This is a genomic window from Arthrobacter sp. TJ-240 (genome assembly GCF_058269195.1).
Window position 1 is genome coordinate 386799 of sequence record NZ_JBZCNG010000002.1, and the last position, 22097, is coordinate 408895.

The window sequence follows — 22097 nt, forward strand, 5'->3', positions numbered from 1 at the left end:
CGATAGAGTGGAAGGCTGGGGATCATTGATTCATGTCCGATAACTCAGGAGTCGAAATGGCGCAGCGCGTACAGGTGGAATTGGTGGACGACCTCAACGGTGAGGTGGCACAGGAAACGGTTCGTTTCGGTATTGATGGCGACGAGTACGAGATCGACCTGACAACGGAGAACGCGCAGAAGCTGCGCTCAACCCTGTCCGACTACGCGGACAAAGCCCGCAAATCCAAAACCGGCCGCAAAGCTCAGGGCGGACAGAAGTCCACCTCGCCGTCTTCCTCGACAGACCGGTCCAAGCGCGAGAACACTCAGCAGATCCGCCAGTGGGCGCAGGACAACGGCTACAACCCCAGCTCCCGGGGGCGCATCACCCAATCGATCATCGACGCCTACAACGAAGCCCACTAGCGGGGTCGCCCGCTAGCCAGAGTCCCCGCCCGTGGCGCTCAACCGCAGACTACGGCGGGCGGGGTCTGGCGCTCTCGCATGAGCCTGGAGGATTGCCGCGTAAGCGCCACGTGAATTTGATTTTCACGTTGGAGGAGCAGGTCGATGTCTGGACTTGCGCCTCGTCCTCCACCTCGTGGTATCACCGCCACATCAGTCGGAGACGTACCGAACGATTCTGGCCGGCGACCCGACGACGACCGCGTTGTCAGGCACATCCTTCGTCACGACCGCTGCCGCTGCCACCACTGCATTTCGTCCGATGGTGACCCCTGGAAGGATCGTTGCATTAGCTCCGATCCAGACATTGGTTCCGAGGAGGATCGGGGCCGGGAAGAGGTCCGTGCGGCGACTCGGAGCGAGATCATGGTTGAGTGTCGCGAGCACCGCGTTGTGCCCGATGAGGCAGTCATCCCCGATGGTGATGCCACCCTGGTCCTGGAACATGCACCCGGCGTTGATGAAGACCCGTCGTCCAATGGTGATGTTCCTGCCGAAGTCGGAATGAAACGGCGGGAAGACTGTCACCGAATCGTCGACCGGCGTGCCGATCAGCCGGGAGAGGAGCTGGCGGACCTCCGCCGGGTCCTTCCATCCGCTGTTCAACTCCCCCGTGATGCGCAGGGCTTCCTGACTGGTTTCGTGCATGACCGCATGGAGAGGGGAGCCTCCCGGGATGGTCCTGCCGGCGTTCAGTTCATCGAGCAGATCATTCAGTGTCATCTGATTCACTTTCGGCTGTGGCTGTGGCTGTCGTAGGGTCACTCGTCGACCCGGATGGCGAGGGTGGTTCCGTCGGGGAGGCCCTCGATGGCCGGCACGTCGTCGAAGGTGCCCAGGGGGACGATACCGGCGTAGTAGCCGACGTGGTCGTAATAAAGGATGAGCCGCTGGTCCGGCACGTAATAGCCGATCATGCCGGGTTCGGCGCGACTCCCGGCTGGTGCGCCGTCCAGCTCGAGGGGCTCGGCGAGGTCGGCGACCTTTTCCTGGCCACCGAAGTCGCGGACGGGCAGGGTGAGTGGAAGCCTCTCCACCAGCGAGGCGGAGACCGCGCTGCTGTCGAGACGCGCCGAGATCGTCGAACCGTCGACCTCCAGCAGGAGCGGTGTGCGGCCGGCCGGAGTATCGCTGGTGGGGGCGGATTCCCCGGTGGGGCGGTCGGACGCAGTGCCTGGTACGGGTTCCATGGGAGTCTCCTGCCCTGGTGGGAAGGGTGCGGTGTCGGGATTCGCGTCGGAGGTTCCGCTGCATCCCGTCAGGGCAACGGTGACCACCAGGGCGACGGCGGCCGCCACGGCGCGGATGCGGAACGGGCGAGCAGAGGGCTTCATCGGCCGGCCGCCTGTCCGCCGTCGACGATGAGGGTGTGTCCGACGGCGAAGGCACTCAGTCGCGGGTTCATGGTGCACTTCTCGTTCGTCAGGACACGGTGGGCTCGGTATCGGCCTGGTACTGCCCGTCGGTGAGCTTCTCGCCCCAGACGGTCTCGGGCTCGGCGCCGTCGAGGGGCGCTTCCCAGAGGGCGAGGTGGCACATGAAGTTGTCCGCGGTGGCGCCGTGCCAGTGCCACTCACCTGCGGGCGTGTAGACGGTGCCGCCCGGGTGCAGTTCGATGAGTTCCTCGCCGCGTGACTGGACATAGCCGCGGCCTTCGGTGACGTGGAGGGTCTGGCCGACGGCGTGCTTGTGCCAGGCGGTGTGCGCGCCCGGGGTGAAGCGGACCAGGTTCAGCCGGGCGCGGGACGGCGCCTGGCCGGTGTAGTAGGCGTTGAAGTACACATCGCCGGTGAACCATTCCTCCGGTCCCTTCACCGTGGCGGTGCTGGGTTGCTTCTGCGTGCTCATGATGGGTTCCTTGTCTCTCGAGGGGTTGACGTGCGCCAGGAGAACCGCCTCAAAATGCCGACGGGGGTGCGATCAGGCGAGGCTCAGCAGGACCTTGGTGGCTCGACGTTCGGCCATGGCCTTGTAGCCTTCTGCGGCGTCCTCGAGTGGCAGGGTGAGGTCGAAGACCTTGCCCGGGTCGATGGTGCGGTTCCAGATGAGCTCGATCAGGTGGGGCAGGTAGCGGCGTACGGGGGCCGGCCCGCCGAGGGTATGGATGCCGGCGAGGAACAGTTCCATGCCGGGGATCTGCACGTCATGGTTCACTCCGACGTAGCCGAGGTGTCCGCCGCCGCGGGTGGCTCCGACGGCCTGCATGAAGGACTCCTGGGTTCCGACGGCTTCGACGACCGAGTGGGCTCCGAGTCCGCCGGTGAGTTCCTTGATCCGGGCGACGCCCTCTTCGCCGCGCTCCTCGACGATGTCGGTGGCGCCGTAGAAGCGGGCGAGTTCCTGCCGATCCGCGTGCCGGGACATGGCGATGATGCGTTCGGCGCCGAGTTGCTTGGCAGCAAGGATGGACATGAGTCCGACGGCGCCGTCGCCGACGACGGCGACGGTCTTCCCCGGGCCCGCTTGGGCGGCCTCGGCCGCGAACCAGCCGGTTCCGAGGACGTCGGAGGCTGCCAGCAGTGACGGGATCAGGTCGGCATCCGGCTGTCCTGGGGTGGCAACCAGTGTCCCGTCGGCGTAGGGAATGCGGGCCTTTTGGGCCTGGGTGCCGATCCCGCCGGCCACGAAGGAGGCGTGTACGCACTTGGACTGGAACCCGGCCTGACAGATCTCACAGGTGTTGTCGGAGATGACGAAGGATCCGACGACGAAGTCGCCGACCTCGAGGTTCTTTACCGCGGAGCCGATCTCCTCGACGATGCCCACGTACTCGTGGCCCATCAGGGTGTGATCGACCGGCTCGATCCCGCGGTAGGGCCACAGGTCGGACCCGCAGATGCAGGTTGCGGTGAGACGGACGATTGCGTCGGTCGGCTCGATGATGGCTGGGTCCTCGCGGTCCTCGACGCGGACATCGCCCGGGGCGTGCATGATGACTCCACGCATGGTGTTACTCCTTTGCTAGCGCGACTTCTTCTGGTTCGACTGGATGGTCACCGCATTCAGTCAAACCCCGATCCGTGAGGCGAGGGAGTCCCTGTCGAAGGATGTACTGGCAGGGCACCCCACGCCCGGAAGCAGCGATCTACGCTGGATGGCATGGACAATCGAGCCGAGGTCCGCGCCTTCCTGATGTCGCGGCGCGCGAAGGTGACACCCAAGGAAGCAGGGCTGATCGCAGGCCCCAACCGGCGTGTGCCGGGGCTTCGCCGCAGCGAGGTGGCAACCCTGGCCGGTGTCAGCGTCGAGTACTACTCCAAGCTCGAACGCGGCGCCATCGCCGGTGCGTCGTCCTCTGTCCTGGACGCTTTAGCCCGGGCCCTGCAGCTCGACGATGCCGAGCGGGCACACCTGTTCGACCTCGCCCGTGCGGCAGATGGCATACCCACCTCGGGTCGTCCGAGGCAACGCACCCCGCGGAAGGCACCCGCACGTCCGAGTCTCTTCTGGGCCTTGGAATCCGTCACGGACGGCGTCGCCTTCATCCGCAACCAGGGTCAAGACCTCCTAGCCGCGAACGCCCTCGGTCGCGCCTTCTACTCCCCCATGATCGGCGACGGCGGAATGATCCCGAACCTCGCACGCTTCCAGTTCCTCGACCCCGCCTCCCACGACTTCTACCCAGACTGGGACACCTTCGCCGGCATGTGCGTGGCCATCATGCGGGCCGAGGCCGGAAGAGACCCCCACAACCGCGCGCTACAGGACCTCGTCGGTGAACTCTCCACCCGCAGCGACACCTTCCGAGCCCTCTGGGGCGCACACGACGTACGACAGCACGCCACAGGAACCAAACGCTACAACCATCCCATCGTCGGAGAACTCACCCTGGCCTATGAGGAACTGCTCCCTACTGCCGAGCCAGGACTGGTCTTCATGATTTACACCGCCGAACCCGGATCGCCGTCGGCGGAGCGACTCCGACTGCTCGCTTCATGGGCTGCAGAACACCGGTCGCCGCGGACGACGTCAGGTGCTCGCATCACGGAATGACCGCTGCAGCGAGATCACATCGGTGAACATGGATGTCTTCGACGTCACCCTGACCGGCTTTCTCATCTGCATGGCAGTGGTCTCATACCCGAGAGACTCATAGAGACTGCGGGCGACTGCGTTGTAACCGAACACATTGAGCCCCAGAGTCGCGGCGCCATGCTCCGCCGCAGCGACCTCTGCAAGCTGCATCGCGGCACGACCATAGCCTTTGCCCCGGTAATGCTCATCGATCCTGAGGTCGGACACCCACCACGCGTCATCTCCGTCGAGTTGCGAGATCCAGAGGTACCCGATAACGATGCTCCCGGCGTCGTTGTCCGTGACTACCACGTCGTACACGAGCTGCCCTGATCCAGCGACTCCATCGGGAAAGGACGTATCAGTCGACGCACGGGCCCTCTTAGCAGCCGCCTCAACGGAATCACCTGAGCTGATACGGGACTGCTCATAGTCACGACGCACCGCCTCGATCCATACTGGAAAGCTTTAGGCCGGCATCGGACGTAACTCGATAGTCATCCGCTCACTGTAAGCGGCCCTCAACCTGGCGTCCTCACTTCGGGCCCGTCCTTTGATCCCCGGACCGCCACCGCTGATGGCGACCCTTGCCCGAGCCGCTTGTGGCCATCGCCCTATAGGACGTGATCAACCGGCGAGGTGCTGAATAACCGTGCCTCGGCGGTCGCGGAGCTGGACGTCCGCAAGGGCGCCATGGACGAGAAGATCGGCTTGCGCACGACGCCGCTAACCACGTTTGTTTCGGCATAGCGACACCGTAGTGCCGCTGTGAAGGACCGTCCCGCAGCAGGAAGTGCCTGCGAGCGCTGGAGCGCTTCATGTGCGAGGGTGTCGCCATGACTCTGAACGATGAGCTCGACCTGATCTTCGAGCGTCGCGACCGCGATGATATGCAACAGACCATCGATGCTTTGCTGCCCTTGTACGCGGCGCATCCTGAGAACGCGCGGGTGCTCTATGAAGTCGGCGGTGCTTACGACACTGCGGGACAGGAAGAGATCGCGCGAGGCTTTTATGAGGAGGCTCTTGCTGTCGGGCTCGAAGGTGACCTGTTGCGCCGGTGCTATGTCCAGTACGGGTCGACACTGAGGAACCTGGGCGCGTATGGCAAGTCGCTGGAGGTCTTCCGAGCAGCTCGTACTGCGTTTCCTGACTCGCCGGCACTCGGCGCCTTCGAAGCCATCACCCTGCATGCAGCGGGCCGATCAGACGAATCGGTCGCGTCTTTGCTTGACCTGGTGGTGAGCTTCGCTAGCACTCCCGACATCGAGCGGTACAAGCCGGCGCTCAGCGGCAATGCGGCCTACATCCGCGCACTGGCAGGCTAGCTCGAGTAAACGGCTGTCTCCGCCAGGGAGTCCCGTGCGGCTGATGGACCCGACGCTACCTGTGCCTCGCCGCGCTCCTACCCACAGCTAGCGACCAGATCCTCGACCCGCTAGCCGGTCCTTCAGTGGGACGCTTTGGCTTTTTGGACGTAGGGCGACAGAGCGGCTGTCATGACGGCGGCCAGGACGGCGTGTCCTTGATCGTTGGGGTGAAGCTGGCCCTCTTCGGGGTAAAGGTACGGCAGGTAATCCTCTCCGAAAACGCCTCGTTGTCCTTTGATGAACGGCAATCCAGCTTCCAGTGCACATTCACCGTGCAGGTCGAAGATGCGCCCGCCCTTCGGCGGCTCCTGAAGCGTGGAGGGCCAGTACGGCTCCGCGACGAGCACCTGGGACTCCGGCAAGGCATCCCGCAGCGTGATCATGTCCTGCATCATCACGTGTCGAAGTTCATTCTCCCGATCGGGGATGCACTCGTAGTCGTTCTGCCCCAGGGCAATCAGGGCTATCTGAGGCCGCGCGTCGATAACCATCTGCAACGGATGCAGGGGGAACGCGTCGGTATCGCGTCTACGGACGAAGCCCAGACCGTCCACCGAGAAGTTGTGCTCCTTCAGGTTGAGATTGGCACACGTGATGCTCGTCCAACGCTTACTGCGGTTTGAGACACCTCGCCAGCCCGTGCCAATGCTGTCTCCGTAGATCCCCAACTTCATAGTCACAGGCACACGGTAGCAATGCCCCAGTCGTTCCTCGGGCTCTTCGAAGGATCTTCGGCCGGCAGTGTGGGCTGGCCTAGATTGATCTGATGAGTGCAGATCTGGCAGGAATTGTCTTGGCCGAGGTGGAAGCAGCTCGAAATCGTGAAGCTGACCCCGTGCAGCAGGTCACCCTGCAACAGGTGTCGCTGCACCTCGAGGAGCACGGAGCCGCTGCACTTGCGAAGGCCCGTCACCCGGTCCACCTGACTGCCAGTTGCTTCGTCTTCGAGGAAAGGCTCGAGCACACCCTCCTGAGCTTCGATCGCAAGGGCCAGTTCTGGGTCCAGCTGGGTGGTCATATCGAGGTCGACGACCTGTCCCTCCGCGGTGCCGCCCGACGAGAATTCCGCGAAGAATCCGGTATCCGTGCCGGCGTGTGGCTGTCCACCCTTCCACTTGATGCAGACATTCACGATGTCTCCTCAGCCTTCGGAGCTTGTAGGACTCACATTGATCTGGCATTCGCAGCTGTGGTGCAACGAGGCACGGTGACCGCGCGGAGCGAGGAAAGCGTAGACCTGGGGTGGCATCCCCTCGATGGCCTACCGTCGGGGTCTGTGGCTGGGCTCGCCGAACGTGCTGGACGCATCCGGCGTCAGCTCATGGTCCATAAGTACCACCGGGCTTAGGACCGGCACGGCACCAGGCATCCGATCCGGTACCCTCTACTGCGCGTACGGGCAGGGTGGGGTGTTGCCGCCCGGGTCGGGTGGGGAGTAAGAAACAGTCTTATGATCCTTCCTGCTGTTCGCGATCCTCGTCTCGTGCCCATCCGGCGCGGTGGGCTGCTGGCAGAAGCTGATCACCAGCTCCTGGCATTGTGGGCGGCCACCTGCGCCGAGCACGTTCTAGGGCTGTTCGAGAATTCTTGCCCTGCGGATGACCGCCCTCGCGCGGCAATCCAAGCAGCACGAGCCTGGACGCGTGGCGAAGTGAAGATGATTGTCACCCGTGCAATCGGAGGACACGCAATGGGCGCTGCGCGTCCTTTGCGTGGTGCTCCACGGTTTGCCGCATACGCAGCCGGCCAGGCGGCCTGTGTCGCGCACGTTCCCGAACACGACCTGGGAGCGGCCGCTTACGCCATTAAGGCTGCTGCAGCTGCAGCTGCCCGCGATCAGGAACGGGACGCCGCGCGTGCTGAGCGCGACTGGCAGCGTCAGCAGATTCCCGGCCACCTCCACTCTCTTGTCCTCGAGGACCAAATCCGCAGGAACAGCATCTGCTGGTCCGTCTTCGAGGACGAAACTCCGCTGAGGAGCAGTCCGTGACCCAACCTCCTGTGAGCACGACCATCAGTGTCTGCGGCAGACGTGGTCGAAGCTCCCGTCCTTTCGATTCGTGGCGTCGGTCGGGTAGACGTTGACTAGTTCGATGTTCTCGAAGAGTGCCGATCCGAATGAGCCGACGAACAAGGTCGGTTGCGGTGTTGTATCCGAGACCAGTGCAGGAACAAGTAGCTGAGTGCGGGGTAGAGGGTGTGACGCGATTTTTCACCGGGCGACGTGTACTGGACGTTGTGCCTGCCGGGTTTTCAGGAAGACGATGAGCCCTGTCAGGAGGAAAGCGGGTATGCCGATAACGCTGAGCAGGATCAGGGCTTCGACCACCCAGGAGGACTGTCCTGCATCCGCCAGGGCAATTCCTCGACCGAATGCTCCCATCAGCACCACCCCGAGGAGGCCCACCAGACCGAACGACACCGAGGCCACCCAAGCGGCCGTCGGATGGTCGTTTCCCTGGCTCCATGCCTGACCGAAGAGGACTACGGTCGCCGCGTATGCGATGAATCCCAGGAGCAGGAGAACCGACACGAGGAACTGGGGAGCTGTGAAGATGCTGGCGCCGACCGCTGCTGCCACGAGGCCGGCCGCAACTCCGGCAAGACGCCATGCACGGGAGAAGCTGGGGTGCGTGGTTCTGAGCTTCACCGCAAAGACCAAGGAACCAGCAACCAGCACAGGTATGAACAGGAACGGTGCCACCATGACGGCGAGGAGGCTCATCCCGATTAGGACGATGGCAGTGACGCGATTTCCAGCACTGGTCATTGCAGTCCCCACCTTCAAAGTTGGAACGACTCTACCCGCAGCTCCTAGGCCGATCATCGTGCGGGCAGGCTGACCGGAGGCTGGTGGACAGGACTCGGCTCGCTCGGCGTGAAGGCTTTCGGTCCGATAACAACCTGTGCCCGCTATCGACGCGGCTTGTCATCCCGGGCAGGGTGAAGACATGCGCGCGATGCGACCGACGGGCGAGTTCCCGATTTCCGGCCAGATGCTACTCGGCGCCGTGACTATGGCGATGCTGCTGAGCGGATGCGCCGGCGCCCCTGGCGGTGATACTTACGGCACGGAGGCTGCCGAGGTCGTCGAAGGCGACAACTGTATCGCCCCGAATCTCAGCGAGGGGGCGCGGCCTGCCGACGCGTTCGGTTCTCCCGATCCCCAGCATTCGAATGCGCCGGATGCCGGCCGGGTACCGGTCGGTTTCACTCCGGCCACGGCTGTTCGCTGTGATCGAACGGGCAGCATCGAGGACGCCGAGGGGCGATGGAGCGGCGTCACCGCTGTCACTCTCACCGGTGACCTGACACCACTTCTGGCGTCCTTGGCCGAGCCGGATCATGCGGTTGGATGTGGGCCGTATACAGCGGACATGGAGATCGTGTCGCCGTTATGGCTCGTTGATGCGACCGGCCGTGCGATCCTCGCGCACTACCCCCGGGACAAGTGCGCAAAGACGAAGCCTGGTGTGCACGCCGCTCTCGCCGAGTTGTCCGTCGAAAGAACGACGGTACTGAAGCGAACCTCGGACGCACCGCGGGCTGCACTGGCAAGTGGATGTGCAGCTAAGCGGGCTCTTCCCATCAAGGCGGAAACACCGCAATCGATGAACTCGGAACAATTACCGTCGAACTCGATGGCTGTGAACTGCTACACCGCAACGGGAGCGAAACCCGCACCACCCCGGCCGACATGACAGACCTGCTCACCACACGAACCAGCCCGTGACCGCTACCCGACCGCCGAGAACCTCCCCGAACAGGACGACACCATGGTGACCGTTGACAGCACGGCCGACGCATCGACGAACGCCACTCCTCCGCGGTTCGCGGATCCACGACGGACGGGAACCTTGATCGGGCTGGTCGGTGCTTGCGTTTTCGTCTTCTCCTACACGCCCGGGTTCACGGACGTGCTGTCCGTCGCAGCGCGCATCCTTGTCATCGCTGCCGTCAGTGCGACCCTCTGGTTTCTCTTCGTCGCCCCCCGCTTCCTCGGCCGCTTCACACCCCCGCGCGGGTGGCATATCGGCGTGTACGTCCTCTGCGTCGTCGTGGAGTTCGCGCTGATCGCGGCTGGTGCCCGGTGGCTTGAATTCATCGGGAGACCAGAGCTCCGGCCGGCGTTGATCGCTCTAGTTGTGGGTCTGCATTTCCTCCCGTTCGCCTGGGCCTTCAAGGAGCGGATGTTCTACACGCTAGGCGGAACGATCATCCTTCTGGGTGCTGCGGGCCTGCTCATCGCCACCCCGACCAGTGCCCTCGGAGCAGCCGTTGGATCAGGGGTGGCCATGTCGTTCATCCTGCTCACCTACAGCCTGGGCCTCTTCGCTCCCCGTCGAGAGAGTGCAAGCCCCTGACGACTACGGCAGGAAAGGCGCGAGCGCGGCGGCGCATGGGCGCCGGTGATCTGGTCGGGTACGTCGATCTTCACGGCTCGAACCTGGGCGTTCCTGGGCGAGGACAGTTCCTACCTGCAATTCAGTATCAGCCGCCCAGCATGGGTGCATGGGGGTGACCGTGCCAAGCTGATGAGATGGCAGATACAGCGTGGCAGCAGAAGATCGATCGCTTCTATGAGCAGGACTTCGACGACGACGACCCGCTGGGTTCCCTGACGAGGATGCGCGCAATCCTCTCCGAGCGGCTTGAGGGGGACCCGGAAGCCATATTCGAGTTGGCCGGCGTGCACGATGCCCTGGGACTCGAGGACGACGCGATCCCGCTGTACAGGCGAGCCATTGAAGCAGGGCTGGAAGGGACGAGCGCCCTGCGCGCGTCCATCCAACTGGCGAGCACTCTACGTAACGTCGGCCAGTCGGCCGAGGCCGTGTCGATCCTCGAGTCCATGCCGGACGCCGGTGTCGACGAAGGGGCGCGCCAAGCCTTCCTCGCTCTGGCGCTGCATGACGAAGGTAGGCACGGGGAGGCTCTGAAGACGGCGCTGCTGGCCCTCATTCTGACGCTCAATGGTTACCAGCGATCCCTCCGCGCCTACGCGGCAGAACTGCCGAACACTGCCGGCAAGCCCTGACCGCGCCCCCCCCCCGGCAGGGGTGTTGCACCGACCACCGCCCGGAAACGTTCATGAAATAGGGGGCCAGTATCCTCCTTCCCATGACCTGCACCATTCAACTCGCCGACTTCGGGGATCCCGCCCTCGAGGCCTTCCTGCGTGCCCACTTGGCGGACATGGCACCGCAGTCTCCAGAAGAGAGCCAGCACGCGCTGGACATGGCTGCCCTGCGGCAGCCGGGCGTCAGGCTTTGGGTCTCCTGGCACGAACGGCGCATAGCGGGCACGTGCGCACTAGCGGTGCTGGAGCCAGGGCACGAGGAGCTCAAAAGCATGCGGACGGAACCCGAGTTGCGGGGGCGGGGAATAGCGTCCGAGTTGCTGGATCACGTGCTCGCGGATGCCCGAGCACGTCACGTCACGCATATCTCCCTGGAGACCGGAAGCATGGGGTTCTTCGCGCCCGCCCGAGCACTCTATGTCAGGCACGGCTTCCATCCGTGCCCACCCTTTGGCTCCTACGAGGAAGATCCACACAGCTCATACATGACGCGCGCTGTATTGACCGCTGACCGTCCCCATCCAGCTCAGGTATGAAAGCGTCTACCAGTCGTAACTGGCCCTGATCCTCGCTGTGCGGCGAACTTCTCGTCGAACACCTCGGCTACGACTCGGTGGAGCATAGCCTCGATGTCGATAGTCGCAACGACGGTCTCCCAGCCCCCTAACCGCGTACGGGGTGCGGTCGAGGATCGCGTCTCGGGTGGTATGCCCGGCCGAAGCTGCGCTCGGCACCGTCGTATGTCTCCACGAGTTCCCAGTGGTATCGGTGGCCGCCCGGTACATCGAAGATGCGGATGCCGTCGCCCAGAAATACTGGGGCGACGAAGACCTGCAACTCATCGATCAGGTCATGCTCGAGCGCTTGGCGGGCGATGTCCGCGCTGATGATCTGTATGTCCCGATCACCGGCGATCTGCTGAGCACATTCGATCGCCTCAACTATTCCGCAGTTCATCGCGACGATCGAATGATCGTCGGATATCTCGTGGGGCCGGTGAGTGAGGATGATCTCGGTCCCTGACCAGGCGCCGCCGTACGCCTCGGATGTCATCTCGTCCCGCTCGTCGCGTTGGGCCTGTGCGGCGTCGTAGCCGTTTCTGCCGGCGATGATGACGGCGACCTTCCCTGCCAGTCGCTCGGTGAAACCATCAGCTGTCGGCTCCGCAGCAGCCAACCAGCTCATGTCATGATCAGGTCCAGCGATGAAGCCGTCCAGTGAACACGTGAAACCCCAAGCGACTTTGCCCATGATCATCCTCATCGGTGTCGGCAACCACTGAGTCGATGCTACCCACCCCGTGATTCGAAGCGGAATGGATGGACCAACAGCGAGGTTCCAGCGATACCAGTGCTCCGTGGATTTCCCTTGATCTGTCGTGAGGCATGGCGCGGGGAATCGTGTTCTTCAGCCTGTGTACACCTCGACCTTGGTTGTCATCCACCTGGACGGAGGGGCTGTGTGTTGGTCCCCACTGGAGGCTGTGCATCGAAAATGCTGACCGGCGAGCTGCCGCCGAGCAGCGAAGGGCCGTGCACGACCTGCCGTGCGGTGGGATGGACGGCGGAGAGCCCATGTCGCTCGAGATGGTCGTGAAAAGCGAGGGTCTGCAGATAGTCGCGGGCGGCTTCTTCAACACCGCCTGGCTCGCTCGGGCGGTCATGGGTGAATGTGATCTCGATGCGCCGGGGTAGCGTGTCGTTGGCCACGGTGACCGGCTGCCCGGTCCGTGCGAGCACGTGCGCCGCGATGGCATCGCGGCTTCGCTGGGTCGGGCGCAGGGAGGTGGGGCGGGCGATGAGCATCTGGTTCGTGCCGCTTCTGGATGCATTCGGGACAGCTGTCCAGACTGTTTCGGCCAGATCCTCGCCGAGCTCCGAGAGCACCTCCACGAAGGCCTGATCGATGGCGGGGACATTCGTCGCCAGTGTGATGAAGGCTTCGGCTCGGCCTTCGAGGTCCAGAGGAAGTCCGAGGTCGATGATGACGCCCACCCAGTCCACGGGTGGAACAGGATCGCTGTGAGCGAGGAAGCTCTCGGGGACGAACGCAGCAACGCGCTCGGCGACGCCGAGGTAGAAATCCTCCAGTGCACGCCGCAGAGCAATCGTTTCCCGCCAACCCTGGAAATCGAAGGCCTGCGCGGTCGCCAACTCCGCCAACGGAACCTGGGCACGCCGTAACAGATCGAGGGTGATGCCATGCCGGGCCTGCGTGTGGTCATACGCGCGGTAGCCGGTGAGCGGGTCCACCGAGACCGGCAGAAGGATCCCGCGTTCCCCGTAAAGGCGCAGCGCCTTCGCCGTCAGACCGGTGACCGCCTCGAATTGTCCAGCAGCCAGTGCATCCCTCATTGTCTTCCCTCCCTCGGCTCATCGAATCGATATCAGCATGGACGGCGCCCTTGGGGCGAGGTCAAACGCGGCCGCGCGAGCCCCGCACCGCTGTCGGCGTTGCGGCGCACACAGTGACCAGCTCGAGGGACCACTAACTCGGCGTCCCGTGCAGCGGGCCGAGGACCACAGCTGGGCACCGAAGTGCCGCTGGCCCCGTCCGGTCAAGCATCAGCTTACGGATGCACGGCAGGGACGAGCGATCTCTGTCATGGGACGCGGGTTTGAAGTAGGTTCGGGCCTATGGACCCTCAGCAACTCATGGTTACGCTCTCCGATGGCAGTCAGCTCGCCGTGACGAGATGGCCGGGGCCGGGGCCAGCGGTGGTCTTCCTGCACGCTGGTGTCGCCGACCGGCGATCCTGGATCGCGGTCGCGGAGGCGCTCCACCGCGATGGCTCTGATCTGATCGCGTATGACAGGCGGGGTTACGGAGACACCCCGGCGGCTACTGACGCATCATCGTTCACGCACGTCGATGACCTGCTTCAGGCCATCGACGAACTCGGCCTCGACAGGGTTCTGCTCGTCGGCAATTCGATGGGCGGGGCGCTGGCGCTCGATACGGCTCTGCTGCGTCCTGATCGGGTCAGCGGGCTGGTGCTCATCGGTGCTGCGGTATCAGGGATGACCGACGAGGACACGTCGTTCGATTGGCAGCCGGACGAGGCCTCTGCTGCTCTGATGACACGTGCAGATGACCCGAACGTACCGGACGACGACAGGATCCGGGCGCTTGCCCACCTGTGGTTGGACGGCCCGGAAGCAACGGAAGGCCGGGTCGCAGGTGAGGCGCGGGAAATGTTCGAGTCGATGAACCGGAGGATTCTCGCGGTCGCTGCCCCTGATTCAGCCGGCGATGCCGGTGTTGATGCCTGGACCCGGCTCGGTGATGTGAGCGTGCCGGTGCTGTGTACCTGGGGTGAGCTCGATGTGCCCTGCGACGTGCCGTTCTATGAAGAGACTGCACGCCGTATAGGACAGGGGTCAGTACGCGTCCTGCCGGGTGCGGCGCATCTGCCGGGCCTCGAACAACCCGCACTCATCGCAGAGCTGATCCGAAACGCCGCTCACCACTGAGGCATCGGTCTGCCGGCCTATGGAGTTCGTAGGACCACCTGAGGGATATCCGATCCCGTTCTTGTTGCCCGCGAGGAACGCCATGTGGGCCGGATTCAGGGCGTAGTAGGCGTCGTTGCCCGGGCATAGGCCGTTGTCCTTCGTGTCGTCATCCGTTCAACGACGGAACGAAACCAGGAAGACTGCACCTGATGCGCCGTAGGTTCTTCTGACTCCGATGTCATCGTGGGGATCCCAGGAAGCCGTCCGGAAGCCCTCGATGCGCAGGGCCGGGTACTTCTCGAACTTGGTTCTTGTCACGTTGATGTCGCCTTCACACTCCAGTTCTCTTCCCCCTTCGAGCTCGATCCTGAGCCCCTGCGGGAGATCCGCGGCGAGGGTGAGGGAGAAGAGGGAATCGAAAGGCCGCCCGTACCACCCATCAGGCAGGACCAGCCACGCCCGCCCGTGCTTCGCGAAGAACCGCTCGACTGCACGGACAGGCGAACGTCGGCTCATCCGCGGGTCAGGAATCATGCGTCGATCCTATCGACGGGTGTGATGACATCGGGGTCGACGGGCTGGTTTCATCCGGTCCTCGGCCCGGTGGAGGGCCCGCGTCCCACTGAGGCGTATGCAGGTTGCGGGATTCGCGTTCCTATTCGCTGATTGCCTGGCTGACGGCGTCGATGGCACTGAGGACGACGTGCTCACGGGCGCCGGCGTCGTCCCGCTCGGACTCATACACGAATGCCGTGACGCCGCGCCGGCTGCCGCAGTAGTCGATGATGCCGTGCTCGATCTGCGTCCGGAGCGCATGCTCGTAGCCGTGCCGGTCGTACACGCCGGCGTCATCACCGGCGATGGGCACCAGATGTGTTGTCAGGCGCCCGAGGTTGCGGTTCATGCCGCCCTCCGCGGCGATGTCGAACGCCCAACCATTGACGAACACGCGGTCGATCCACCCCTTGAGCAGGGCCGGCATCGACCACCAATAAACAGGGAACACCAGCACGAGATGGGCGGCCCTGTCGAGCCTGAGTTGCTCCACGGCGACGTCGGGGGCGAAATCGTCCCCGACCCGGTAGGTGTGCCGATCGGCGAGGGTGAACCTCGGATCGAAGCCCTCTGCTGCCAGATCAGCGAGCTCCACGGTCCCGGGCTGCAACACTCGCTCGAGCCGACGCGCTATGTCATGGGTCAGCGAGTTCCGGTCAGGGTGGGCGGTAACGATGAGTGTCTTCACGCTCAATCATCACCACAGCTCGCTGTTCATCAACGCTATCGCCCCGGGCGCGTTGCATCGGGATGCTGTCCGCCTAGACTGACCACACCACGAGTCAGGAGGCCGGCATGGACGCCAGCGAGACGTCAGGCTGTGAGGCACCGCCCATCCGCTTGATGGCTGTGAACCCCGCCGGCAGTGACCTTGCCACGCGGATTCCGACGGACGGACCCACCACGGACATACCCGGTGAGGCAGGTGTCGATGCCAGTCCTTTCATCGCCGATGCATCCGATGCTCCTGATTTCGAGAAGAACCTCGCCGTGCTGCGGGCCGGGGATTCGGGGCAGACATTCACCGCAACAGCCGAACCGTCTCCGAGCCCCCAAGCCCCCGGAGCTGCCGACGCTGACGGCGATTGACCCCCCCCGAGGAAGCGTCGAACCGCCGGGCCGAGACGGGTCAGAGCACGTCGAGGGCGTCGAGACGGATGTGCACCGGCTCCCCCGTCCGCCTGGCCGACAGGGCGGCGCGGCGTGCCCGCAGCTGGGCGGTGACGCGGGCAGCTGCCCGATAGGGGAAGAACAGCAGCACGCGGTGGCTCCCCTGGCCCGCGAGGGTGTCCGGCGGCCCTGTCGGTGCTGCGCCCTTCACCGCGGCGGCAGCACCACGCGCGGCGAGCATCGCCTCGCGCCGTACGTCGGGCGGCACCGGGGCCGGGCCGACGACGCGCACCGAGCCCTCCGTCTGCACGCCCTCGAGGAAGTGGGTGAGGGCCTCGCGGGTCCCGGTGAGCACCGCGTAGCGCACGGCGGGCGGCAGGCCGAGTTCCTGCCGCTCGGCGAGTTCCCGTGAGGCGGCGCCTGCTGGGTCCCACCGCACGAGGTGGCCCACCGCGACGTCGTCGTCGCCGGTGATCACCACCGTGCCGCCCGCCGCGGAGGGGCGCGCGAGGATCGCCGCCGAGAACCAGCGCCGGAGGGCGTCCTCACCCGCGCGCAGTGACTCCCTGCTCAGCAGCGCATTGCCGTCGAGGAGGATGACCGCAGCGTATCCCTCGGGAGCCACCGGTTCCGCGCCCGGCGTTGCGACGACGACCGCGGGTGCATCCCGCACGGCGTCGACGATGTGCTCCCCCGCCGAGGAGATGACGGGTACTCCCGGAAAAGCCCTGCCCAGTTCCTCGGCCGTGCGTGTGGCACCCGCGACCGTGGCGCGGATGCGGGTTCCCCCGCACTCGGCGCAGGACCAGGAGGTCTCGGGGCGCCCGCACCACCGGCATGCGAGCGGCGCCGACCGGCCCGCCTGCGCGAGCGGTCCGGCGCAGGCCGAGCACCGCGCCGGGTGGCGGCACCGGTCGCACGCCAGCGCCGGCGAGAACCCCGTGCGCGCGACCTGCAGCAGCACGGGGCCGTGCTTCAGGCCCGCCTGTGCTGCGGCCCAGGCGGCGTGCGGGATCCGGGCCTGCGCGGCCAGGGGGTCCCTCTCCATCTGGTATGCGTCTGCAGCATGGACGACGCGCGGCGTGGCCCGGCGCACCTCTGCACGGTCGGCCTGGATGGCGCGCGCCCAGCCCGTGTCGACGAGGCGCTGCGCCTCCGTGGTCCGCCCGACGGAGGAGAGCAGCATCGCCGTGCCCTCGTGCTCGGCGCGCAGCAGCAGTACGTCCCGGACGTGCTGGTAGGGAGCGCGCTGTTCGACGTGTTGGTCGTCGCCGTCGTCCCACAGGCACACGAGCCCGAGGTTCCGCACCGGAGCATAGGCCGCGGACCGGGTACCGACGGCGACGGTCGCGGTCCCGTGGAGGACACGCAGGAAGTTCCGGTACCGCGGCGTCGCGCCGTCTTCACCGGTGAGCCGTGCGACGGCGGGGGCGCCCAGCCGGGCGACGAGCGCCGCTTCCACCCGCGCAAGATCGCGCTGGTCGGGGACGACGACGACGGAGCCCCGCCCGGAGGCCGCCGTGGCCGTCACGGCGTCGGCGATCTCCTCCGGCCAGGCAGTCGCGCCGTACCCCCCGAGGCTCGTTAGGACGGCGCGCGGTGACTCACCGGCCCGGAGGTGCTGCAGGTAGGTGCGCCCGTTGAGGTAGCGGGAGAAGCTGCCGGAGGCACGGGGTTCCACGTACACGGGCAGCGACGGCTCCCCCTCCTCCGCGGTCGCCGGCGCGCCGATCCCATCAGGGAACTCCGTCTCGACGCGGGCCATGCGCGGCGGGACGGCCGAGCGCAGCACGTCGCTGACCGTGCCGACGGAACGGGCGGCGACAGCGGTTGCGAGGGCGAGGATCTCGGGCCGGAGCACCTGCTGCGGCGACACGACCTTGCCGAGCGGAAGAAGCGTCGCCGTCGTGCTGGCTTCGTCGACCCGTTCGGCGAGGAATGCGGCCTGCTCGCGTCCGGCGAACCGCACCTTCACCCGGACCCCGGGCTGGGCCTCCGCGTCCATCGCCGCGGGCACCGCGTAGTCGAAGAAGCGGTCGAGGTGTGGCAGCTGGGCGTCGAGGATGACCCGCGCGACGGGCAGGGACGATGCCCGCTCGGGGTCGGCCTGCGGCAGTTTCGCGGGTCCGAACCCGTGCAGGAGCGACAGCTGGCCGTCCGCACCCGGGCTCGGCCGCGTTCCGGGCCGTGTCGTCTCGGTCATGATGCTGCAGCGGGTGGCCCGTGCCGCCCGCCGTCCCCTCCCGCCTCAGGCGTTGAAGTAGCTCCGCAGCTTGTCCACACGGTCCGTTCGCTCCCAGGTGAAGCCGTCCTCCTCGCGGCCGAAGTGGCCGTGCGCGGCCGTCCGCTGGTAGATCGGCCGCTTGAGGTCGAGCGCGTTGATGATACCGAGGGGCCGCAGGTCGAAGATCTCACGGATCGCCCTGCCGATGGCCTGCGGGTCGACGGTCTCCGTGCCGAACGTCTCGACGTAGATGCCGACGGGCTGCGCCATGCCGATCGCGTAGGCGATCTGGATCTCGGCGCGGCGGGCGAGCCCCGCGGCGACGACGTTCTTGGCGACCCAGCGCATCGCGTACGCGGCGGACCGGTCCACCTTCGAGGGGTCCTTGCCGCTGAAGGCGCCGCCGCCGTGGCGGGCCATGCCGCCGTAGGTGTCGACGATGATCTTGCGTCCTGTGAGGCCGGCGTCGCCCACGGGCCCGCCGATGATGAAGGCGCCGCCCGGGTTGAGGATGTGCCGCACGCCGGTGGCGTCGAGCTCGGACTCGGCCAGCACCGGGGTGATGACCTGCTCCACGAGGTCCGCGCGGAGCTCGTGGAGGGAGACCTCGGCCGCGTGCTGCGACGAGATGACCACGGAGTCGATGGACACCGGCCGATCGCCGTCGTACCCGATGGTGACCTGGGTCTTGCCGTCGGGGCGCAGGTACGGGAGCGTGCCGTCCTTGCGGACCGTGGTGAGCCGTTCGGAGAGGCGGTGGGAGAGCCAGATGGGCGCCGGCATGAGCACCGAGGTCTCGTTGCTCGCATAGCCGAACATGATCCCCTGGTCCCCCGCGCCCTGCGCGTCGTACGGGTCCACGCCCGTGCCCTCGCGCGTCTCGAGGGAGGTGAAGACGCCGGACGCGATCTCCGCGCTCTGCTGGCCGATGGACACGGACACGCCGCAGCGGGCGCCGTCGAAGCCGTTGGCCGAGGAGTCGTAGCCGATGCCGAGGATGGTCTTGCGCACGATGTCGGGGATCTCCACGTACGCCTCGGTGGTGACCTCCCCCGCCACGTGCACGAGGCCCGTGGTGACCAGCGTCTCGACCGCGACGCGGGAATCGGGATCCTGCTCGAGGAGTCCGTCGAGGATCGCGTCACTGATCTGGTCGCAGATCTTGTCCGGATGACCCTCGGTGACCGACTCCGACGTGAAGAGGCGCAACGAGGACTCAGGGCTGGGAGAATTCACGTGCTCACTCTACTTGGTCGGACGGACCGTCCGGCTCGATGCCGGGTCCTGCGCCGCCGTGGGACGTGCCCGCGCTGGACCCTCCGCCGTGCGGCTCAGCGGGAGAGCAGGCCGGCCGCATGGCCGATGACCGCGTCCGCGACGACACGCTTCGATCCGCGCACGGGAGCCGACTCGCTGCCGTCGGCGCCGATGATGGTGACCTCGTTGGAGTCCTCCCCGAAGACCAGGTCCGAGCCGACCACATTGAGGACGAGGAAGTCGCATCCCTTCCGCGCGAGCTTCGCACGGGCATGGGTGAGGGGATCGGCCGTCGCGTCGCCGGTCTCGGCGGCGAAACCGGCGATGACCAGCGGCCGGGCGTGATCCGTGCCCGCGGGCATGGCGTCGCGGGTGAGCACCGCCTCACGGAGCACGTCGGGGTTGCGGACGAGCGTGAGCACGGGATCCGTCCCGTCGTCGTTCTTCTTGATCTTGGTGGCGACCACTTCGGCGGGACGGAAGTCCGCCACGGCTGCGGCCATGACGAGCACGTCCGTGGCGGGCAGCGCTGCGAGGACGGCGTCGCGCAGCTGGAGCGCGGACTCGACCCGCACGACGTCGCATCCGCGGGGCGGGGCGACCTCCGCGTGGGCGAGGACGAGGGTCACGTGCGCGCCCTGGGCGAGCGCGGCCTCGGCCAGCGCCATGCCCTGCTTACCGGAGGACCGGTTCCCGAGGAACCGCACGGGGTCGAGGGCTTCGCGGGTGCCGCCGACGGAAATGGTGACGCGCTTGCCGTGCAGTGCTCCGCCGGCATGGGCGGCGGCATGGGCGGCGGCATGGGCGGCGGCATGGGCGGCGAGGGCGGCGGCATGGATCTCGGCCGGCTCGGGCAGCCTGCCGGGCCCGGTGTCCGCACCCGTGAGCCGGCCGGACGCGGGTTCGATGACGGTGATTCCACGCGAGCGGAGGGTTTGGACGTTCGCGCGGGTGGCGGCGTGCTGCCACATCTCGGTGTGCATGGCCGGAGCCATCACGACGGGCCCGCGGGCCATGAGCAGCGTGCCGGTGAGGAGGTCGTCGGCGAGACCGGCGGCCGCGCGGGCGAGCACGTCGGCCGTGGCCGGCGCGATGACGATGAGATCCGCCTCGTGGCCCAGGCGCACATGGTTCACCTTGTCGACGTCGTCCCAGACGCTGTTGCTGACGGGACGGCCCGAGAGCGCCTCCCAGGTGGCCGTGCCGACGAAGCGCGTGGCGGCCTCCGTGGGGATGACGGTGACGTCATGGCCGGACTCCGTGAAAAGACGGAGGAGGGATGCTGCCTTGTAGGCCGCTATCCCTCCTCCGACACCAAGTACTATGCGCACCGGTTATCTGCCGCCTGCTGGATCGGTCGTGTTATTCGGACTGTTCGATGGGTGAGGAGACGAGCATGCCCTCGTTGATCTCGCGCAGGGCGATGGAGAGGGGCTTCTCGTTCAGCTTGGTGTCGACGAGGGGGCCGACGTACTCGAACAGGCCCTCGTGGAGCTGCGAGTAGTACGCGTTGATCTGGCGGGCACGCTTGGCACCGTAGATCACGAGGGCGTACTTCGAGTCCGAGGCCTCCAGCAGAGAGTCGATCGGCGGGTTGATGATGCCTTCGGGCTGAGTTGACACAAATTCTCCAAAAAATAAGGCGGAACGGCTGGTGCGGGGCCTCTCAGCGCTGCAGCGGACGCAGTCCCATCAGTGATACGAGCTCGTCTGCCGCATGCTCCACGGAGTCGTTGACGACGGTGTGGTTGAATTCGGGCTCGGCGGCAAGTTCCAGTTTAGCGGTTTCCAGCCGTTGCTGCTGTTCCTCCGGTGTTTCGGTCCCGCGACCCACGAGTCGGCGCACCATCTCGTCCCAGGTGGGCGGGGCGAGGAACACGAAATTGGCCTCCGGCATGCTCTCCTTGACCTGGCGTGCGCCCTGCAGATCAATCTCGAGCAGGACGGTCCGCCCCTCGTCCATCGCGGCCTGGACGGTGCTGCGGAGCGTGCCGTACCGGTTGCGTCCATGGACCACGGCCCACTCCAGCAGCTGCCCGTCGTCGACGAGCCGGTCGAACTCCTCGGGCGAGACGAAGAAGTAGTGCACGCCGTCGACCTCGCCCGGGCGGGGAGGGCGCGTGGTCGCCGAGACGGAGAGCCACACCTCGGGGTAGTTGTCCCGGATGTACGTCGAGACTGTTCCCTTGCCAACCGCTGTGGGGCCGGCAAGGACTGTCAGCCGGGGCTGTGACACTACTGCTTCCTTACTTGCCGGCCGGGCCGGCGTGATGTTGTTCCAGGTACAGGACCAGGGCCTTGCGCTGATGGACGCCGAGGCCGCGGACACGGCGCGTGGCGGCGATGCCGACCTCGGTCATGATCGCCGCTGCGCGCACGTCGCCGACTCCGGGCAGGGCCTTGAGGAGATCCAGGACCTTGAGGCGGCCCACGGCGTCGTCGCCGTCCGGGTTGTCGATGACCTCGGCCACCGAAAGCTTACCGGTCTTCAGCCGGGACTTGATGTCCGCCCGCACCGCACGCGCCGCGGTCGCCTTCTCGCGCGCCGATGTTCGCTCGTCATCCGTCAATGGCTTCAGGCTCACG

28 protein-coding genes are annotated in these 22097 nt (G+C 66.0%); 11 read left to right on the plus strand and 17 right to left on the minus strand.

Annotated features, from left to right (window positions below):
- Nucleotides 1–56: 56 nt before the first annotated feature.
- Entirely contained in the window at nucleotides 57–407 is a 351-nt protein-coding gene (locus AC4D2C_RS06500) for a histone-like nucleoid-structuring protein Lsr2 (protein ID WP_490913530.1), read from the plus strand.
- Nucleotides 408–599: 192 nt separating this feature from the next.
- Here AC4D2C_RS06500 and AC4D2C_RS06505 read toward each other — a convergent pair whose 3' ends face one another.
- The 4 genes from AC4D2C_RS06505 to AC4D2C_RS06520 form a co-directional block, all read right to left on the minus strand.
- Complete coding sequence (locus tag AC4D2C_RS06505) at nucleotides 600–1169, minus strand: DapH/DapD/GlmU-related protein (protein WP_490913532.1); 570 nt, start codon at nucleotides 1167–1169, stop codon at nucleotides 600–602.
- 38 nt (nucleotides 1170–1207) lie between these two features.
- Nucleotides 1208–1636: a cyclophilin-like fold protein gene (locus AC4D2C_RS06510; protein ID WP_490913534.1), complete on the minus strand. Its 429-nt coding sequence runs from the start codon at nucleotides 1634–1636 to the stop codon at nucleotides 1208–1210.
- Between the two features lie 232 nt (nucleotides 1637–1868).
- Nucleotides 1869–2294, minus strand: coding sequence for a (R)-mandelonitrile lyase (locus AC4D2C_RS06515; RefSeq protein WP_490913536.1), 426 nt, complete (start codon nucleotides 2292–2294; stop codon nucleotides 1869–1871).
- Between the two features lie 72 nt (nucleotides 2295–2366).
- Nucleotides 2367–3392 (minus strand): zinc-dependent alcohol dehydrogenase family protein, encoded by a 1026-nt coding sequence (locus tag AC4D2C_RS06520; protein WP_490913538.1) that lies wholly within the window; start codon nucleotides 3390–3392, stop codon nucleotides 2367–2369.
- A gap of 153 nt (nucleotides 3393–3545) precedes the next feature.
- Here AC4D2C_RS06520 and AC4D2C_RS06525 point away from each other — a divergent pair, with 153 nt between their 5' ends.
- Nucleotides 3546–4439 (plus strand): helix-turn-helix transcriptional regulator, encoded by an 894-nt coding sequence (locus AC4D2C_RS06525; RefSeq protein WP_490913540.1) that lies wholly within the window; start codon nucleotides 3546–3548, stop codon nucleotides 4437–4439.
- Here AC4D2C_RS06525 and AC4D2C_RS06530 read toward each other — a convergent pair.
- Nucleotides 4416–4781: a GNAT family N-acetyltransferase gene (locus AC4D2C_RS06530; RefSeq protein WP_490913542.1), complete on the minus strand. Its 366-nt coding sequence runs from the start codon at nucleotides 4779–4781 to the stop codon at nucleotides 4416–4418. The genes AC4D2C_RS06525 and AC4D2C_RS06530 overlap by 24 nt on opposite strands.
- A 515-nt stretch (nucleotides 4782–5296) precedes the next feature.
- Here AC4D2C_RS06530 and AC4D2C_RS06535 point away from each other — a divergent pair.
- The gene (locus tag AC4D2C_RS06535; RefSeq protein WP_490913544.1) at nucleotides 5297–5788 is read left to right on the plus strand and encodes a tetratricopeptide repeat protein; all 492 of its coding nucleotides are present in this window, start codon (nucleotides 5297–5299) and stop codon (nucleotides 5786–5788) included.
- Nucleotides 5789–5910: 122 nt separating this feature from the next.
- Here AC4D2C_RS06535 and AC4D2C_RS06540 read toward each other — a convergent pair whose 3' ends face one another.
- Complete coding sequence (locus tag AC4D2C_RS06540) at nucleotides 5911–6504, minus strand: SGNH/GDSL hydrolase family protein (protein ID WP_490914023.1); 594 nt, start codon at nucleotides 6502–6504, stop codon at nucleotides 5911–5913.
- Nucleotides 6505–6596: 92 nt separating this feature from the next.
- Between AC4D2C_RS06540 and AC4D2C_RS06545 the strand changes: the two genes are divergently transcribed.
- Both AC4D2C_RS06545 and AC4D2C_RS06550 read left to right on the plus strand, forming a co-directional pair.
- Entirely contained in the window at nucleotides 6597–7178 is a 582-nt protein-coding gene (locus AC4D2C_RS06545; RefSeq protein ID WP_490913547.1) for an NUDIX hydrolase, read from the plus strand.
- 102 nt (nucleotides 7179–7280) lie between these two features.
- Nucleotides 7281–7820 (plus strand): putative immunity protein, encoded by a 540-nt coding sequence (locus tag AC4D2C_RS06550; protein ID WP_490913549.1) that lies wholly within the window; start codon nucleotides 7281–7283, stop codon nucleotides 7818–7820.
- A 222-nt stretch (nucleotides 7821–8042) separates the two neighbouring features.
- On the opposite strand, the gene AC4D2C_RS06555 is transcribed toward AC4D2C_RS06550, so the two are convergent.
- Nucleotides 8043–8657 (minus strand): hypothetical protein, encoded by a 615-nt coding sequence (locus AC4D2C_RS06555; protein ID WP_490913551.1) that lies wholly within the window; start codon nucleotides 8655–8657, stop codon nucleotides 8043–8045.
- Nucleotides 8658–8781: 124 nt separating this feature from the next.
- Here AC4D2C_RS06555 and AC4D2C_RS06560 point away from each other — a divergent pair, with 124 nt between their 5' ends.
- From AC4D2C_RS06560 to AC4D2C_RS06575, 4 genes are all read left to right on the plus strand, one after another.
- Complete coding sequence (locus tag AC4D2C_RS06560) at nucleotides 8782–9531, plus strand: hypothetical protein (protein WP_490913553.1); 750 nt, start codon at nucleotides 8782–8784, stop codon at nucleotides 9529–9531.
- 75 nt (nucleotides 9532–9606) lie between these two features.
- Nucleotides 9607–10194, plus strand: coding sequence for a DUF7010 family protein (locus tag AC4D2C_RS06565; RefSeq protein WP_490913555.1), 588 nt, complete (start codon nucleotides 9607–9609; stop codon nucleotides 10192–10194).
- Between the two features lie 176 nt (nucleotides 10195–10370).
- Nucleotides 10371–10868: a tetratricopeptide repeat protein gene (locus AC4D2C_RS06570; protein WP_490913557.1), complete on the plus strand. Its 498-nt coding sequence runs from the start codon at nucleotides 10371–10373 to the stop codon at nucleotides 10866–10868.
- Nucleotides 10869–11068: 200 nt separating this feature from the next.
- Nucleotides 11069–11446, plus strand: a complete 378-nt coding sequence (locus AC4D2C_RS06575) for a GNAT family N-acetyltransferase (protein ID WP_490914025.1) — start codon at nucleotides 11069–11071, stop codon at nucleotides 11444–11446.
- Between the two features lie 127 nt (nucleotides 11447–11573).
- On the opposite strand, the gene AC4D2C_RS06580 is transcribed toward AC4D2C_RS06575, so the two are convergent.
- Together AC4D2C_RS06580 and AC4D2C_RS06585 are read right to left on the minus strand one after the other, a co-directional pair.
- Nucleotides 11574–12161: a dihydrofolate reductase family protein gene (locus AC4D2C_RS06580; RefSeq protein WP_490913558.1), complete on the minus strand. Its 588-nt coding sequence runs from the start codon at nucleotides 12159–12161 to the stop codon at nucleotides 11574–11576.
- Nucleotides 12162–12346: 185 nt separating this feature from the next.
- Nucleotides 12347–13264 (minus strand): MerR family transcriptional regulator, encoded by a 918-nt coding sequence (locus tag AC4D2C_RS06585; RefSeq protein WP_490913560.1) that lies wholly within the window; start codon nucleotides 13262–13264, stop codon nucleotides 12347–12349.
- 282 nt (nucleotides 13265–13546) lie between these two features.
- Here AC4D2C_RS06585 and AC4D2C_RS06590 point away from each other — a divergent pair, with 282 nt between their 5' ends.
- A complete protein-coding gene (locus AC4D2C_RS06590) occupies nucleotides 13547–14383 on the plus strand; it encodes an alpha/beta fold hydrolase (RefSeq protein WP_490913562.1) in 837 nt (278 codons plus the stop codon).
- A 156-nt stretch (nucleotides 14384–14539) separates the two neighbouring features.
- On the opposite strand, the gene AC4D2C_RS06595 is transcribed toward AC4D2C_RS06590, so the two are convergent.
- Together AC4D2C_RS06595 and AC4D2C_RS06600 are read right to left on the minus strand one after the other, a co-directional pair.
- A complete protein-coding gene (locus AC4D2C_RS06595; protein WP_490913563.1) occupies nucleotides 14540–14899 on the minus strand; it encodes a hypothetical protein in 360 nt (119 codons plus the stop codon).
- Nucleotides 14900–15020: 121 nt separating this feature from the next.
- A complete protein-coding gene (locus tag AC4D2C_RS06600; RefSeq protein ID WP_490913564.1) occupies nucleotides 15021–15608 on the minus strand; it encodes an NAD(P)H-dependent oxidoreductase in 588 nt (195 codons plus the stop codon).
- Between the two features lie 107 nt (nucleotides 15609–15715).
- On the opposite strand from AC4D2C_RS06600, the gene AC4D2C_RS06605 reads away from it, so the two are divergent.
- Nucleotides 15716–16009: a hypothetical protein gene (locus AC4D2C_RS06605; RefSeq protein ID WP_490913565.1), complete on the plus strand. Its 294-nt coding sequence runs from the start codon at nucleotides 15716–15718 to the stop codon at nucleotides 16007–16009.
- A 40-nt stretch (nucleotides 16010–16049) separates the two neighbouring features.
- On the opposite strand, the gene AC4D2C_RS06610 is transcribed toward AC4D2C_RS06605, so the two are convergent.
- The 6 genes from AC4D2C_RS06610 to mihF all read right to left on the minus strand — a co-directional run bounded on the left by AC4D2C_RS06610 (nucleotide 16050) and on the right by mihF (nucleotide 22096).
- Nucleotides 16050–18233, minus strand: a complete 2184-nt coding sequence (locus AC4D2C_RS06610; RefSeq protein WP_490913566.1) for a primosomal protein N' — start codon at nucleotides 18231–18233, stop codon at nucleotides 16050–16052.
- Between the two features lie 45 nt (nucleotides 18234–18278).
- Nucleotides 18279–19490 (minus strand): methionine adenosyltransferase, encoded by a 1212-nt coding sequence (gene metK / locus AC4D2C_RS06615; protein ID WP_490913568.1) that lies wholly within the window; start codon nucleotides 19488–19490, stop codon nucleotides 18279–18281.
- Between the two features lie 95 nt (nucleotides 19491–19585).
- Nucleotides 19586–20842 (minus strand): bifunctional phosphopantothenoylcysteine decarboxylase/phosphopantothenate--cysteine ligase CoaBC, encoded by a 1257-nt coding sequence (coaBC, locus tag AC4D2C_RS06620; protein ID WP_490913570.1) that lies wholly within the window; start codon nucleotides 20840–20842, stop codon nucleotides 19586–19588.
- Nucleotides 20843–20873: 31 nt separating this feature from the next.
- Nucleotides 20874–21134 (minus strand): DNA-directed RNA polymerase subunit omega, encoded by a 261-nt coding sequence (gene rpoZ, locus AC4D2C_RS06625; protein WP_334210087.1) that lies wholly within the window; start codon nucleotides 21132–21134, stop codon nucleotides 20874–20876.
- A gap of 43 nt (nucleotides 21135–21177) precedes the next feature.
- Complete coding sequence (gmk, locus tag AC4D2C_RS06630; RefSeq protein WP_490913572.1) at nucleotides 21178–21747, minus strand: guanylate kinase; 570 nt, start codon at nucleotides 21745–21747, stop codon at nucleotides 21178–21180.
- A gap of 10 nt (nucleotides 21748–21757) precedes the next feature.
- On the minus strand, nucleotides 21758–22096 hold the full coding sequence (gene mihF / locus AC4D2C_RS06635; RefSeq protein WP_104050637.1) for an integration host factor, actinobacterial type: 339 nt from the start codon (nucleotides 22094–22096) through the stop codon (nucleotides 21758–21760).
- Between the last annotated feature and the right edge of the window lies 1 nt (nucleotide 22097).

Bases quoted from the DNA above. Each gene is read 5' to 3' on its own strand.
- AC4D2C_RS06545 (WP_490913547.1), top strand. From the start codon at position 6,597: ATGAGTGCAGATCTGGCAGGAATTGTCTTGGCCGAGGTGGAAGCAGCT.
- AC4D2C_RS06550 (WP_490913549.1), top strand. From the start codon at position 7,281: ATGATCCTTCCTGCTGTTCGCGATCCTCGTCTCGTGCCCATCCGGCGC.
- AC4D2C_RS06555 (WP_490913551.1), bottom strand. From the start codon at position 8,657: ATGATCGGCCTAGGAGCTGCGGGTAGAGTCGTTCCAACTTTGAAGGTG.
- AC4D2C_RS06605 (WP_490913565.1), top strand. From the start codon at position 15,716: ATGGACGCCAGCGAGACGTCAGGCTGTGAGGCACCGCCCATCCGCTTG.
- AC4D2C_RS06575 (WP_490914025.1), top strand. From the start codon at position 11,069: ATGGCTGCCCTGCGGCAGCCGGGCGTCAGGCTTTGGGTCTCCTGGCAC.
- AC4D2C_RS06570 (WP_490913557.1), top strand. From the start codon at position 10,371: ATGGCAGATACAGCGTGGCAGCAGAAGATCGATCGCTTCTATGAGCAG.
- AC4D2C_RS06610 (WP_490913566.1), bottom strand. From the start codon at position 18,233: ATGACCGAGACGACACGGCCCGGAACGCGGCCGAGCCCGGGTGCGGAC.
- AC4D2C_RS06560 (WP_490913553.1), top strand. From the start codon at position 8,782: ATGCGCGCGATGCGACCGACGGGCGAGTTCCCGATTTCCGGCCAGATG.
- AC4D2C_RS06535 (WP_490913544.1), top strand. From the start codon at position 5,297: ATGACTCTGAACGATGAGCTCGACCTGATCTTCGAGCGTCGCGACCGC.
- AC4D2C_RS06510 (WP_490913534.1), bottom strand. From the start codon at position 1,636: ATGGAACCCGTACCAGGCACTGCGTCCGACCGCCCCACCGGGGAATCC.
- AC4D2C_RS06595 (WP_490913563.1), bottom strand. From the start codon at position 14,899: ATGATTCCTGACCCGCGGATGAGCCGACGTTCGCCTGTCCGTGCAGTC.
- AC4D2C_RS06585 (WP_490913560.1), bottom strand. From the start codon at position 13,264: ATGAGGGATGCACTGGCTGCTGGACAATTCGAGGCGGTCACCGGTCTG.
- AC4D2C_RS06565 (WP_490913555.1), top strand. From the start codon at position 9,607: ATGGTGACCGTTGACAGCACGGCCGACGCATCGACGAACGCCACTCCT.
- AC4D2C_RS06505 (WP_490913532.1), bottom strand. From the start codon at position 1,169: ATGACACTGAATGATCTGCTCGATGAACTGAACGCCGGCAGGACCATC.
- AC4D2C_RS06580 (WP_490913558.1), bottom strand. From the start codon at position 12,161: ATGGGCAAAGTCGCTTGGGGTTTCACGTGTTCACTGGACGGCTTCATC.
- AC4D2C_RS06540 (WP_490914023.1), bottom strand. From the start codon at position 6,504: ATGAAGTTGGGGATCTACGGAGACAGCATTGGCACGGGCTGGCGAGGT.
- AC4D2C_RS06520 (WP_490913538.1), bottom strand. From the start codon at position 3,392: ATGCGTGGAGTCATCATGCACGCCCCGGGCGATGTCCGCGTCGAGGAC.
- AC4D2C_RS06525 (WP_490913540.1), top strand. From the start codon at position 3,546: ATGGACAATCGAGCCGAGGTCCGCGCCTTCCTGATGTCGCGGCGCGCG.
- AC4D2C_RS06515 (WP_490913536.1), bottom strand. From the start codon at position 2,294: ATGAGCACGCAGAAGCAACCCAGCACCGCCACGGTGAAGGGACCGGAG.
- AC4D2C_RS06590 (WP_490913562.1), top strand. From the start codon at position 13,547: ATGGACCCTCAGCAACTCATGGTTACGCTCTCCGATGGCAGTCAGCTC.
- AC4D2C_RS06500 (WP_490913530.1), top strand. From the start codon at position 57: ATGGCGCAGCGCGTACAGGTGGAATTGGTGGACGACCTCAACGGTGAG.